At 53.5% G+C, this 12,458-nt stretch carries 12 protein-coding genes and 1 tRNA gene; 7 read left to right on the top strand and 6 right to left on the bottom strand.

What is annotated here, in order from left to right:
- Positions 1-86 precede the first annotated feature (86 nt).
- Together C3F35_RS07465 and C3F35_RS07460 are read left to right on the top strand one after the other, a co-directional pair.
- A complete protein-coding gene (locus C3F35_RS07465) occupies positions 87-887 on the top strand; it encodes an endonuclease/exonuclease/phosphatase family protein (RefSeq protein ID WP_032616661.1) in 801 nt (266 codons plus the stop codon).
- A gap of 76 nt (positions 888-963) precedes the next feature.
- Positions 964-1,734 (top strand): class I SAM-dependent methyltransferase, encoded by a 771-nt coding sequence (locus C3F35_RS07460; RefSeq protein ID WP_032616662.1) that lies wholly within the window; start codon positions 964-966, stop codon positions 1,732-1,734.
- 53 nt (positions 1,735-1,787) lie between these two features.
- On the opposite strand, the gene mltD is transcribed toward C3F35_RS07460, so the two are convergent.
- Together mltD and gloB are read right to left on the bottom strand one after the other, a co-directional pair.
- Positions 1,788-3,155 (bottom strand): murein transglycosylase D, encoded by a 1,368-nt coding sequence (gene mltD, locus C3F35_RS07455; RefSeq protein WP_059308685.1) that lies wholly within the window; start codon positions 3,153-3,155, stop codon positions 1,788-1,790.
- A gap of 71 nt (positions 3,156-3,226) precedes the next feature.
- Entirely contained in the window at positions 3,227-3,982 is a 756-nt protein-coding gene (gene gloB, locus C3F35_RS07450) for a hydroxyacylglutathione hydrolase (protein ID WP_103793496.1), read from the bottom strand.
- Positions 3,983-4,014: 32 nt separating this feature from the next.
- Here gloB and C3F35_RS07445 point away from each other — a divergent pair, with 32 nt between their 5' ends.
- Positions 4,015-4,731 carry a class I SAM-dependent methyltransferase gene (locus C3F35_RS07445; protein ID WP_059309144.1) on the top strand — a complete coding sequence of 239 codons (717 nt, stop codon included), beginning with the start codon at positions 4,015-4,017 and terminating at the stop codon, positions 4,729-4,731.
- Here the strand turns inward: C3F35_RS07445 and rnhA are convergent, their stop codons facing one another.
- Positions 4,732-5,199, bottom strand: coding sequence for a ribonuclease HI (rnhA, locus tag C3F35_RS07440; protein WP_103793497.1), 468 nt, complete (start codon positions 5,197-5,199; stop codon positions 4,732-4,734).
- A 145-nt stretch (positions 5,200-5,344) separates the two neighbouring features.
- Here rnhA and dnaQ point away from each other — a divergent pair, with 145 nt between their 5' ends.
- Positions 5,345-6,088, top strand: a complete 744-nt coding sequence (dnaQ, locus tag C3F35_RS07435; protein WP_032616666.1) for a DNA polymerase III subunit epsilon — start codon at positions 5,345-5,347, stop codon at positions 6,086-6,088.
- A 130-nt stretch (positions 6,089-6,218) separates the two neighbouring features.
- Positions 6,219-6,295: transfer RNA gene (locus C3F35_RS07430), tRNA-Asp, on the top strand.
- A 100-nt stretch (positions 6,296-6,395) separates the two neighbouring features.
- Here C3F35_RS07430 and C3F35_RS07425 read toward each other — a convergent pair.
- Positions 6,396-7,166, bottom strand: a complete 771-nt coding sequence (locus C3F35_RS07425; protein ID WP_032616667.1) for an amidohydrolase — start codon at positions 7,164-7,166, stop codon at positions 6,396-6,398.
- Positions 7,167-7,275: 109 nt separating this feature from the next.
- On the bottom strand, positions 7,276-9,720 hold the full coding sequence (gene fadE, locus C3F35_RS07420) for an acyl-CoA dehydrogenase FadE (RefSeq protein ID WP_103793498.1): 2,445 nt from the start codon (positions 9,718-9,720) through the stop codon (positions 7,276-7,278).
- A gap of 238 nt (positions 9,721-9,958) precedes the next feature.
- Here fadE and lpcA point away from each other — a divergent pair, with 238 nt between their 5' ends.
- Both lpcA and C3F35_RS07410 read left to right on the top strand, forming a co-directional pair.
- The gene (gene lpcA / locus C3F35_RS07415; RefSeq protein WP_059308682.1) at positions 9,959-10,537 is read left to right on the top strand and encodes a D-sedoheptulose 7-phosphate isomerase; all 579 of its coding nucleotides are present in this window, start codon (positions 9,959-9,961) and stop codon (positions 10,535-10,537) included.
- Positions 10,538-10,582: 45 nt separating this feature from the next.
- Entirely contained in the window at positions 10,583-11,350 is a 768-nt protein-coding gene (locus C3F35_RS07410) for a class II glutamine amidotransferase (RefSeq protein WP_032616670.1), read from the top strand.
- On the opposite strand, the gene dpaA is transcribed toward C3F35_RS07410, so the two are convergent.
- The gene (dpaA, locus tag C3F35_RS07405) at positions 11,321-12,061 is read right to left on the bottom strand and encodes a peptidoglycan meso-diaminopimelic acid protein amidase (RefSeq protein ID WP_032616671.1); all 741 of its coding nucleotides are present in this window, start codon (positions 12,059-12,061) and stop codon (positions 11,321-11,323) included. The two genes, C3F35_RS07410 and dpaA, sit on opposite strands and share 30 nt — an antisense overlap.
- Positions 12,062-12,458 lie beyond the last annotated feature (397 nt).

Genomic DNA, 12,458 nt, shown 5'->3' with positions numbered 1-12,458 from the left:
GTTGAAAGTGTGAGCTGAAAACCCTATAACATTAGAACCCGCTCCTGTTTCTGGACGGGTTCTGTCTATAGAGGTCGTTTCACATCGTGCGAAAAAATACCTATGCCATGCGTTATGTTGCCGGACAACCTGCGGAGAGAATATTACCGCCGGGTTCGTTTGCGAGCATTGGTCAGGCGTTGCCCGCCGGCGCACCTTTAAGCAGCGATGAAAAAATCCGGGTGCTGGTGTGGAATATCTTTAAACAGCAGCGTGCTGAATGGTTATCCGTCCTGCAGAACTTTGGTAAGGATGCGCATCTCGTTCTGCTGCAGGAGGCGCAAACCACCCCTGAGCTGGTAAGGTTTGCAACCACTAACTACCTCGCCGCCGACCAGGTGCCGGCATTTGTCCTGCCGCAGCATCCGTCAGGCGTGATGACGCTCTCAGCCGCTCACCCGGTTTATTGCTGCCCACTGCGCGAACGTGAGCCGCTCCTGCGCCTGGCAAAATCTGCTCTGGTCACCGTCTACCCGCTGCCGGATACTCGCCTGCTGATGGTGGTGAACATTCACGCGGTCAATTTCAGCCTCGGCGTTGACGTCTACAGCAAACAGTTACTGCCTATCGGCGATCAGATCGCGCATCACAGCGGTCCGGTTGTCATGGCCGGTGATTTCAATGCCTGGAGCCGTCCACGTATGAATGCGCTTTATCGCTTTGCGCGTGAGATGTCGCTGCGCGAAGTACGCTTTACCGATGATCAGCGTCGCAAGGCGTTTGGTCGTCCACTCGATTTTGTCTTCTATCGTGGTCTGAACGTGCACGAAGCCTCAGTGCTGGTGACTCGTGCATCCGATCACAATCCGCTACTCGTCGAATTCAGTCCCGGCAAGCCTGAGCGATAGAGGTGCGTCAGGTCTGCCGTGGGGCAGGCCTGCGCAGGTGCTGCCCTTTATTTTTCATCAACCGAAGGACAGCAAAATGACAACACAGTCCCATCATGACAACGTAGAAAAACAGTTTGGCTCCCAGGCGAAAGCCTATCTCACCAGTGCGGTTCACGCATCCGGGCGCGATCTGCAGCGTCTGGCTGAACGTCTGGCCGACTTCCCCGATGCCAGCGTGCTGGATTTAGGCTGCGGTGCGGGTCATGCCAGCTTTGTAGCGGCACAGCAGGTTAGCCATGTAACAGCATACGATTTATCCAGCCAGATGCTGGAGGTCGTCTCTGCGGCCGCCAGTGAGAAGGGGCTGGCGAATATCGCCACCCGTCAGGGTTATGCTGAATCCTTACCCTTTGCCGATCAATCGTTCGATATCGTTATTAGCCGCTACTCGGCGCATCACTGGCATGATGTCGGCCAGGCGTTGCGCGAGGTTAAACGGGTTCTGAAGCCGGGCGGTTTAGTGATCATCATGGATATCATGTCGCCGGGTCATCCTGTACGTGATATCTGGTTGCAGACGGTTGAAGCCCTGCGTGATACCTCGCATGTCCGTAATTATTCCAGCGGTGAGTGGTTATCCATGTTCACTGAAGCAGGGCTGATTACACGGGCACTGGAAACCGACAGGCTGACGCTGGAGTTCTCCTCCTGGATTGCTCGTATGCGCACGCCCGAGGCATTAAGCCAGGCGATCAGACTGTATCAGGACAGCGCTTCCGCTGAGGTAAAAGCCTATTTTGCATTGCAGGAAGAAGGCTCCTTTACCAGCGATACTCTCTTCGCTGAAGCCCAAAAGGCGGGATAAAACAAAAAAGGCACCGAGGGGAATCGGTGCCTTTTTACTTCAGGTTTCTGAAATCAGGAATCCGGAGTGGCGTTGTTTTTCACAAATAACGTTATCCGATCGCCAGGCTGCAGATTGTCGGTATCGCTATTCCAGCGCATCACATCTTTGATGTTCACGCCGTGACGCTTCGCAATACTCGAAAGCGAGTCGCCTTTTTGCACACGATAGGTAATGCTATCGTTGTTATTAGCGAGACGCTGTGCGCTGTTACCCGCGCCAATCGTCAGGTTCTGACCCACTTTCAGGGTAGAACCGCGCAGCTTGTTCCACTGCTGCAGATCTTTCGTGCTCACGCCAAGACGTGATGCAATGCCTGAAAGCGTATCGCCTGTACGTACCTGATAGCTCCGGCTGTTAACCGGTGAATTATCCGCGATCAGCGTAGACTGAACCGCAGCAATTTCACCTGCAGCCAGCGATACCCGTAGCTGTTCAGCGTGCTTCTGCGGCACCAGAACGTATTTCGGCCCGCTGTTACCAAGCGTAGAGCCTTTCACACCTGCGTTGAAGGCTTTCAGTTTGGTGACCGAGATACCTGCCATATCCGCAACCTGTCTCAATTCAACAGGGTTGTTGATACGCACTCTCGCCAGCGCGCGACTTTCGTCCGAAGTCGGCAGCTTCACGCCGTACTGTTGGCTGTTTTTGAAGATTTCACTCAAAGCCAGCATTTTCGGTACGTATAGTTTGGTTTCCCGTGGCAGTGGAAGCGACCAAAAGTCGGTAGGTTTACCCCGTGCTTTATTCGCTTTCATTGCCTTCAGTACACGACCCTCACCGCTGTTATACGCAGCGACAGTCAGCAACCAGTCACCGTCGAACATCTTGTTCAGACGTTGCATCATGTCGAGAGCGGCAGTCGTCGAGGCGACCACATCACGACGTGCATCGTAGTTGCGGGTCTGTTTTAAACCATAATTTCGCCCTGTGCTCGGTATGATCTGCCAAAGACCTGCGGCCTTGGCGCCAGACGTTGCGTGTGGGTCAAAAGCGCTCTCCACTATGGGTAGTAGTACCAGTTCCATGGGCATGTTACGTTTCTTAACTTGCCCTGCTATCCAGTACATATACGGCTCTGCCCGTAAAGTTACATCGTGGAGATAGCTCTTATTGCTTAAATACTTCTGTTTCTGTTCGCGAATCCGGCTGTTTTCCGGAATCCCCATCTTCAGCTCGTCGCCAATAGAGACCCACAAGTCTTGATCCTGTGCGAAAGACGTCCCATCGTCTGCCCATCGCGATTGACTTGTAAACTTCCCTGCTTCCCCTTGACCAGCTGCAGAAAGGCTCTGTGCGTGCTGTTGTACGTTGCCAGTGTTCTGAGACGCCTGGCAACCCACAAGCAGGACAGAGGCGAGTAATATCGCTTTTGCCTTCATGTGTGTGTCAATAGTTGCTTAAAAGACGAGCGATGATAACGACGAATATTTAAAAAGGCAACACGCAATTGTCAGAAGTTATCTTTCTTCGCCCTTAACCATGCGAAACATTGCTCAGGTTGTTGCATATTTGTTTCTTTGGTAAATTTATTAATTAAATCAATATCATTTACTCTAAGAAATAAATTAATTTTACGCTCATTTTTCAGAATTCCGGGCAGTGTTTTTTGATTTTTTGCACGTAACTCATTCACTTTGTGGTAATAATCCTGAATTGCCACATCCTCTGGCAGAACGTGCATTGCAAACTTCATATTCGCTAAAGTGTATTCATGTGCGCAACAAATGAGGGTGTCTTCAGGAAGGGCGTTAATTTTCTGGAAGGACTGGTACATCTGGGCTGGCGTACCTTCGAACAGTCTCCCGCAGCCGCCAGAAAACATCGTATCGCCACAAAAAAGATAAGGAAAACTGAAGAACGAGATATGTCCTAAAGTGTGACCCGGAGTGGCAATTACAGAAAACTCCGACTCAAGAATGAGGATCTTTTCCCCATCTTCGACTACGCGTGTGGTGCCCTTATTTTGTGTTTCAGCGGGGCCGCAGACCACAAGATGAGGAAATTTTGCACAGATCGCCGCGACACCGCCCACATGATCGTGGTGATGATGAGTAAGCAGAATCGCTTCTGGTTGCCACTGGTTTTGCTCAATGGCCTTTAATACCGGCTCAGCCTCACCAGGATCGACAATAATGCAACGACCTTCATCATTTGTTAAAACCCAGATGTAATTGTCCTGAAACGCAGGAATACTGATAAGATTCATACATTACCTCTCATAGCGTGGCGGGTGTTTTGATGAAACCGGCAAGGATACCTCAGATTGTCTCAGCACCAGCACATTGGGCGGAATTGCCCTGGGGTGAATACTATCGCGAAGCGCTTGAGCAGCAGCTAAAGCCCTGGTTTGCGAAAATGTATGGTTTTCACCTGCTTAAGATTGGCAATCTGAGCGCGGAAATCAACTCTGAAAGCTGCGGGATTTCACATCAGGTCAATGTGTCGCTGGGGGGCGAGCCTGTTCAGGTGAAGGCCAATCCGTTACATCTGCCGTTTGCTGAAAAATCCGTGGATGCCTGCCTGCTGGCGCATTCGCTGCCCTGGTGCGACGATCCCCACCGTTTACTCCGCGAAGCCGACCGGGTTCTGATTGACGATGGCTGGCTGGTGATCAGCGGATTCAACCCGATGAGCCTGATGGGCTTGCGCAAGCTGGTGCCGGTGCTGCGCCGCACCCCGCCGTACAACAGCCGGATGTTCACCCTGATGCGTCAGTTGGACTGGCTGTCGCTGCTCAACTTTGAGGTGATGCACCATAGCGGTTTTCAGGTATTACCCTGGACGCGGCAGGGCGGGAAGATGCTCAGCACCCATTTCCCGGCGCTGGGCTGTATGCAACTGATTGTGGCGCGCAAGCGAACCATTCCCCTGACGCTCAATCCCATGAAGCAAAGCAAGGCGAAAACCCGACTGCGTGCCGCCGTGGGCGCCACGCGACAATATCGTAAGCCCTAATCAGGCTTCCGGTTTATACCCGACATCTTCATGTTGCGGATTCATTGCGGCAGCGCGGGCCAGTTCGTCGCAGCGTTCGTTTTCAGGATGCCCGGCGTGGCCTTTCACCCATTCCCACTGGATTTTATGCTGGCTGAGTGCCGCATCAAGACGCTGCCAGAGGTCGACATTCTTCACCGGTTTTTTGTCGGCTGTTTTCCAGCCCCGTTTTTTCCAGTTATGGATCCACTGAGTGATCCCCTGGCGCACATACTGGCTGTCCGTGCTCAGCACAATATCGCAGTGCTCTTTCAGCGCCTCGAGGGCAACAATCGCCGCCATCAACTCCATACGGTTGTTGGTGGTCAGGCGATAGCCTTCGTTGAAGGTTTTTTCGTGTTCGCGATAACGCAAAATCGCACCGTAGCCCCCCGGGCCTGGGTTGCCGAGGCATGATCCGTCGGTGTAAATCTCTACCTGTTTACGCATCCTGGCAGACATCCTGTAATCAAAACGGTAAGTCTGACATAAATGGTCGTCATCAGCACTGCAAAATAAAGTCGATGCGATTTAGCCTTTGAAGGCCTGACCAGGTTGTTTACAATGTCGCCATTGAACAGAGCAGGTTTTCAGAATGAGTATTGCAGACACACATAACGCCGACAGGATCATTGTCCTCGATACCGAAACCACGGGTATGAACCAGATCGGTGCTCACTATGAAGGGCACAAGATCATTGAGATCGGTGCGGTAGAGGTGATCAACCGCCGTCTTACCGGCAATAACTTCCATGTCTACCTGAAGCCAGACCGGCTGGTGGACCCGGAAGCCTTTGGCGTTCACGGTATCGCAGATGAATTCTTACTGGATAAACCTACCTTTGCCGACGTCGCCGATGAATTCATCGACTACATCAAAGGTGGCGAGCTGGTCATTCATAACGCCTCGTTTGATATCGGCTTTATGGATTATGAGTTCAGCAAGCTCAACCGCGGTCTGCCGAAGACCGACACCTTCTGTAAAGTCACCGACAGCCTGGCGATGGCAAGAAGGATGTTCCCCGGCAAACGTAATAGTCTTGATGCGTTGTGCTCGCGCTATGAAATAGATAACAGCAAGCGAACGCTGCACGGGGCATTGCTCGATGCCCAGATCCTGGCCGATGTCTATCTGATTATGACGGGTGGCCAGACCGCTTTGGCCTTTAATGCCGATAACGATTCACAACAGCAGACCGGGGAGAGCGAAATCCAGCGCCTTGTCCGTCAGTCCAGCGCATTACGCGTTATTCTCGCAAGCGATGAAGAGTTACTGGCGCATGAATCGCGTCTGGATCTGGTACAGAAGAAGGGCGGTAGCTGCCTCTGGCGCGGCTAAATGCGGCGGAAGCGCTGTTAAAATAACCGTTTGGAGTGTTTTTGCAGCAAACGATTCAAAAGCAGAGAAAAAGCATTGACGGGATCGGAGGCAAACCGTAATATCTGCCTCGTTCCCAAGGGAACACAGCGGAGCGGTAGTTCAGTCGGTTAGAATACCTGCCTGTCACGCAGGGGGTCGCGGGTTCGAGTCCCGTCCGTTCCGCCACTATTAAGAAGGCCTGAATCAGCAATGATTCAGGCCTTTGTCATTTTATCACGTAGCTAATTTAGCCAGGCAGCAAACGTTGGTGCCGCCCGGCTGATGTTTAATTAATGCTAAACGGATCCGCATCCTGCCAGGCAGGAAACTTCTCCCGATATTCTCTTAATGCCGTCAGCGACAGCTCTGCGTCAATGCGCGTAGCATGATGGGGATCTGCGGTGGCGATGATCTCGCCCTGCGGATTAATCACCCGGCTGTCGCCGCGATAGTGATGCCCGTTACCGTCGGTACCGACCCGGTTGCAGCCCGCAACATAGGCCTGGTTCTCGATGGCCCTTGCTGTCAGCAGTGCCTGCCAGTGCAGCGAGCGCGGGGCAGGCCAGTTAGCGACATACAGCGCCAGGTCATAATCGTTACGGTTACGCGACCACACCGGGAAGCGCAGGTCGTAACAGACTAAGGGCAGAATGCGCCAGCCGCGCCACTCAAACACCAGCCGCTCGTTACCCGCTTCATAATGCTGGTGCTCATCCGCCATGCGGAACAGGTGGCGCTTATCATAGAAATGCACCTTACCCTCAGGCTCCACCAGCAGAAAACGGTTAACCGGCCCGCGTTCGGTCTGCAAGGCGGCGCTTCCGGCGATTAGCGCCTGGGTTTGCTGCGCCCTGGCCTGCATCCAGGCGACCACATCCGCCTGTGGCAGAGACTGTTTTGCCGCTTCCATGGCAAACCCGGTGGTGAACATTTCCGGCAGGATAATAATATCGCGTCCGGTGATCCCCTCCAGTTGACGATCAAAATGGCGCAGGTTGGCGGGGCCATCCATCCACACCAGCGGTTGTTGCAAAAGCGTAATCTTCAAACCAGGCACAGTAAGACTCCTCGAAGAACCACATTTTGACACTGTAGCACGACAATCAGAGAAACGGGTGGCAATAAAAAACCCCGCACCAGGCGGGGTTCTTTAGCACTGAAACGGGTTAGGCGGCTTCAGGTTTACGCACACTCTCTGCAAACTTTACCGGCTGTGTCGCCAGCTCATCGGCGTCGAAATCATCGACGTTGATACTGCGCAGACGGCTCTCTTCAGCTTTGATCAGCACGGCTGCTTCATCCTGGCTGATGATGCCGCCCGCCAGCGCCTGTTTCGCCAGTTCATCCAGACGGGTAAATGGCAGGTTTTTGCCCAACTGCTTGCAGATCTTCTGATGAATCGGATCGGCTGCCATCACATCCAGCAGCGCCTCTTCCAGCAGGCCAACCGGGTTATGCTCGCTTGGCGTCAGATATTGGCCGCGGCCGATACGGGAGCGGGTCGCGCTCGGCACCTGTAGGATCTTCGCTACTTTGTGGTCCAGCTTATCGGACGGCGCCAGATAGTGACGACCGGTCGGGAAGATGACCACGCGCAGCGCGCCAGCCACAAAGCGGTTCGGAAAGTTCACCAGCAGATCGTCGATGGCCTGTTCCGCCTGATACAGCGCATCCTGCACGCCCCAGTGAACCAATGGCAGATCCGCTTCGTGACGACCTTCATCGTCGTAGCGTTTCAGTACCGCCGAGGCGAGGAAGATCTGGCTCAGCACATCACCCAGACGCGCAGAGATACGTTCCCGGCGTTTCAGGCTACCACCCAGTACCGCCATCGATACGTCGGAGAGTAGCGCAAGGTTGGCACTCAGACGGTTCAGATGCTGATAGTAACGACGGGTTGCATCGCCGGTAGGTGTGGCGCTGGTCAGGCCGCGGGTCAGTCCCAGCCAGAAGCTGCGTACTTTGTTGCTGCCGACGTGGCCGATGTGTTTAAACAGCAGTTTATCGAAGGCATCCACGTCGTTGTTTTGTGCGGCTGCCATCTCTTCCAGTACGTATGGATGGCAGCGGATTGCGCCCTGACCGAAGATCATCATGCTGCGGGTCAGAATGTTTGCCCCTTCTACGGTGATGGCAATAGGTGCGCCCTGATAGCCACGCGCCAGGAAGTTGCCTTCGCCCAGCATAATGCCTTTCCCGCCAGCAATATCCATTGCATCGATGATCGACTGCTGCGCACGGTGAGTACAGTGGTACTTCACGATAGCTGACAGCACGGCCGGTTTTTCACCCAGCATAATCCCATAGGTAATTAATGAAGCTGCCGCATCCATCACGTAGGCATTCCCCGCGATACGTGCCAGCGGCTCCTCAATCCCTTCCATCTTACCGATAGAAACTTTGAACTGACGGCGGATGTGAGCGTAAGCGCCAATCCCCATCGCCACGGATTTCAGCCCACCGGTTGAGTTCGACGGCAGCGTAATGCCGCGGCCAACGGACAGACATTCCACCAGCATACGCCAGCCCTGACCGGCCATTTTTGGGCCGCCGATGATGTAATCAATCGGGACAAAGATATCCTGACCGCGGGTCGGACCGTTCTGGAACGGCACGTTCAGCGGGAAGTGACGACGACCAATTTCCACACCCGGGGTAGAGGTTGGGATCAGCGCACAGGTAATGCCCAGATCCTCTTCACCCCCTAACAGCTTGTTCGGGTCGGAGAGTTTAAAGGCCAGGCCCAGCACGGTGGCGATGGGGGCCAGCGTAATGTAGCGTTTGTTCCAGGTCAGGCGCATACCCAGCACCTGCTCACCCTGCCACTCGCCCATACAGACCACGCCGGTGTCCGGGATAGCGCCTGCATCAGAACCCGCTTCCGGGCTGGTCAGTGCGAAGCAAGGGATTTCCAGACCGCGTGCCAGACGCGGCAGATAGTGATCTTTCTGCTCTTCAGTACCGTAATGTTGCAGCAGTTCACCTGGGCCTAATGAGTTAGGCACGCCGACGGTGATCGCCAGAATCCCGGAAACGCCGGACAGTTTTTGCAGAACACGTGCCTGAGCGTAAGCAGAGAACTCCAGCCCGCCGTACTCTTTCTTAATGATCATCGCGAAGAAGCGATGCTCTTTTAAAAATGCCCACAGTTCCGGCGGCAGATCGGCCATTTCATGCGTGATCTGGAAGTCATTCGCCATCCGGCAGGCTTCTTCAACCGGGCCATCAATAAATGCCTGCTCTTCCGCAGTAAGGCGCGGCTGCGGATAGTTATGCAGCTTTTTCCAGTCTGGCTTGCCCTGGAACAGGTCGCCTTCCCACCAGGTGGTGCCAGCGTCGATGGCCTCTTTTTCGGTCCGCGACATCGGCGGCATTACTTTACGGAAGCCGCGGAATACCGGAGCGGAAATCATCGACTTACGCATGGAGGCGACGTTGAATGGCACCAGGATGATCGCCAGCGGAACCAGCACCCAAGGGTTCCAGATGCCAGCCAAGCCGAGTGCAGCGGTCCAGGCCAGTAAGATAACGCTGCTCAAAACTAAGCTAACCCGGTGGTAGAACAACACCCCGAGCAGAACAACGGATAAGAGAATACTTAAAATCATCATAACGAAAAGCTCCCTGTCTTGTAGGAGGTCTGACCACTTGTGATGATATGGTTGTAGTGGATGTTATTTCTTTTAGCAATGCATTCACAAAATAATTACAACCTGGTTCACATTGTTCAGGTTTTACGCGCCACAAAAAAGCAAAACGCCCGATGATTGATGCGGCTTTAGCTTCTCGCTTTTACCGCTATCCGGTAAACTTGCTCTGTTATTTCATCAATACTGAAGGATTATCCTCATGTACCAGGATCTTATTCGTAACGAACTGAACGAAGCGGCGGAAACGCTGGCTAACTTTCTGAAAGATGAAGCCAATATTCACGCTATTCAGCGCGCGGCGGTCCTGCTTGCCGACAGCTTCAAAGAGGGCGGTAAGGTGCTCTCCTGCGGCAATGGCGGTTCACATTGTGATGCCATGCACTTTGCCGAAGAGCTGACCGGTCGTTATCGTGAAAACCGTCCGGGCTATCCGGCGATTGCCATCTCTGACGTCAGCCACATCTCCTGCGTCGGCAACGACTTCGGTTACGATCACATCTTTTCCCGCTATGTCGAAGCGGTAGGGCGTGAAGGGGATGTCCTGCTGGGGATCTCTACTTCCGGCAATTCCGGCAACGTGATCAAAGCCATTGAAGCAGCCCGCGAGAAGGGGATGAAAGTCATTACCCTGACCGGCAAAGACGGCGGCAAAATGGCGGGTACGGCGGATATCGAAATTCGTGTGCCTCACTTCGGTTATGCTGATCGTATTCAGGAAATTCACATCAAAGTGATCCACATTCTGATTCAGTTAATCGAAAAAGAGATGGTCAAGTAAGACTTCGCTGGGGGCGTATCGCCCCCGCTGTTGTGGAGGTGATGTATGTGCGAACTGCTCGGGATGAGCGCCAATGTGCCGACCGATATCTGCTTCAGTTTTACCGGGCTGGTGCAGCGCGGTGGAGGAACCGGGCCGCATAAAGACGGCTGGGGTATCACCTTCTACGAAGGAAAAGGCTGTCGCACGTTCAAGGATCCACAACCCAGCTTCAACTCTCCGATTGCCAAACTGGTGCAGGATTATCCGATTAAATCCTGCTCGGTGGTGGCCCATATTCGCCAGGCCAACCGCGGTGAAGTCGCGCTGGAAAACACCCATCCGTTTACCCGCGAGCTGTGGGGACGCAACTGGACTTACGCCCACAACGGCCAACTGAGCGGCTATAAATCGCTGGAGACCGGCAACTTCCGCCCGGTGGGGGAAACCGACAGTGAAAAGGCCTTCTGCTGGTTGCTGCATAAATTGACTGAGCGCTACCCACGTACCCCCAGCAATATGACCGCCGTGTTTAAATACATTGCGTCACTGGCGTCTGAGTTACGTGAGAAAGGCGTGTTTAATATGCTGTTGTCTGACGGGCGCTACGTGATGGCGTTCTGCTCTACGAATCTTTTCTGGATCACCCGCCGCGCACCTTTTGGCGTGGCAAAGCTTCTGGATCAGGATGTGGAAATTGATTTTCAGACAGAGACCACACCGAACGATGTGGTCACTGTGATTGCAACGCAGCCGCTGACCGGCAACGAAACCTGGCAAAAGATTATGCCAGGCGAGTGGATCTTATTTTGTCTCGGGGAGCGCGTAGTTTGACGCCAGCTGTGGATGGACCACTTCGTGGCTCAGCGGCTTGCTGACCACATAACGTCCATCCACCACCGAAACGGTTGGCGGCTTACGCGTCTGCTGGAAGTAGTCATAACCCGGTTTCAGCTGTTTCCAGAAATCCGCATAGTAAGAGCGTTGATGACGCTGCATGTTAGCGTCGGTCATACGGAACGGATAGATGCTCACCTGGACGGCCGACTGGCCAAACACCAGCGCACCGGTCACAAACTGGAAGATCTCATCGATTCCGCTGTCGGTCATGGCGTAGCAGCCAACAGAGACACAGGCACCGTGGATCATCAGGTATTTACCGTCATAGCCATGCGCACGGTCAAAGGCATTCGGGAAACCGATGTTGATGGCTTTATAGAAGCGGCTGTCTGGTTTTAGCTGGCTACGCTGAACGCTGTAGAACCCCTCCGGGCTTTTAAAATCGCCCTGACGCTGTTTCGGGCCGAGGCCGCCGGAGTAGTTACAGATTTTATAGCTGTCGAGCAGCTGATACGTCTCACCCATCTTCACGTACAGGTCTAACGTGCGCTCTTCTTTAAAGATCTGGATATAGACCGGAGAGCCCATCAACTGCTGCTTGTATTCTTTGCTAACTGGTGTCGTTGAACTGTTGCTGCTGAGCAGCCCGGCAAACGAAACGCAGGGAATAAGAAGCATCGCAATGAACAATGCGATTTTACGCATACTACAGGTTCCTTGATAAAACATAACCAACTTGCCAGGACGGCAAAAGAGACCCGAAATCAGATTTATCTGCATTAGGCGTGCTCACATTAGCACCACTGCATTTTTTCGCAAGCGTCAGCACGTCGGTTTACAAAATAGTTTTCCCTTATAACCTGGATTAACCGCGCTGGCATTGAGAACTTTGCGTAATCGGTCGCATTTTAGCACCTGCCGCTGCGTTATCCCTGCCGCCTGATAGGGGAAAATGGTACACTGCGGCCGTCTTATGACTGAAGGGTAAGAAAGGACGCTTTTTCAGGATCATCCACGGTTCTGCTGCTCATACAGGCGAGTTCTCGCCCCCTTTCTCTATCCTGTGCAACGACTTCTGACTCGTCCGGCATCCTGGCCGGAA

The organism is Leclercia sp. LSNIH3 (assembly GCF_002935105.1).
GTDB lineage: Bacteria > Pseudomonadota > Gammaproteobacteria > Enterobacterales > Enterobacteriaceae > Enterobacter > Enterobacter adecarboxylatus.
Note: the sequence above shows the minus strand (reverse complement) of the source record. Positions and strands in the feature narration are given on the sequence as shown.

Excerpts from the sequence above, each read along its gene's own strand:
- C3F35_RS07460 (WP_032616662.1), top strand. The coding sequence starts at position 964 with ATGACAACACAGTCCCATCATGACAACGTAGAAAAACAGTTTGGCTCC.
- C3F35_RS07445 (WP_059309144.1), top strand. The coding sequence starts at position 4,015 with ATGAAACCGGCAAGGATACCTCAGATTGTCTCAGCACCAGCACATTGG.
- dpaA (WP_032616671.1), bottom strand. The coding sequence starts at position 12,061 with ATGCGTAAAATCGCATTGTTCATTGCGATGCTTCTTATTCCCTGCGTT.
- mltD (WP_059308685.1), bottom strand. The coding sequence starts at position 3,155 with ATGAAGGCAAAAGCGATATTACTCGCCTCTGTCCTGCTTGTGGGTTGC.
- fadE (WP_103793498.1), bottom strand. The coding sequence starts at position 9,720 with ATGATGATTTTAAGTATTCTCTTATCCGTTGTTCTGCTCGGGGTGTTG.
- gloB (WP_103793496.1), bottom strand. The coding sequence starts at position 3,982 with ATGAATCTTATCAGTATTCCTGCGTTTCAGGACAATTACATCTGGGTT.
- rnhA (WP_103793497.1), bottom strand. The coding sequence starts at position 5,199 with ATGCGTAAACAGGTAGAGATTTACACCGACGGATCATGCCTCGGCAAC.
- lpcA (WP_059308682.1), top strand. The coding sequence starts at position 9,959 with ATGTACCAGGATCTTATTCGTAACGAACTGAACGAAGCGGCGGAAACG.
- C3F35_RS07410 (WP_032616670.1), top strand. The coding sequence starts at position 10,583 with ATGTGCGAACTGCTCGGGATGAGCGCCAATGTGCCGACCGATATCTGC.
- dnaQ (WP_032616666.1), top strand. The coding sequence starts at position 5,345 with ATGAGTATTGCAGACACACATAACGCCGACAGGATCATTGTCCTCGAT.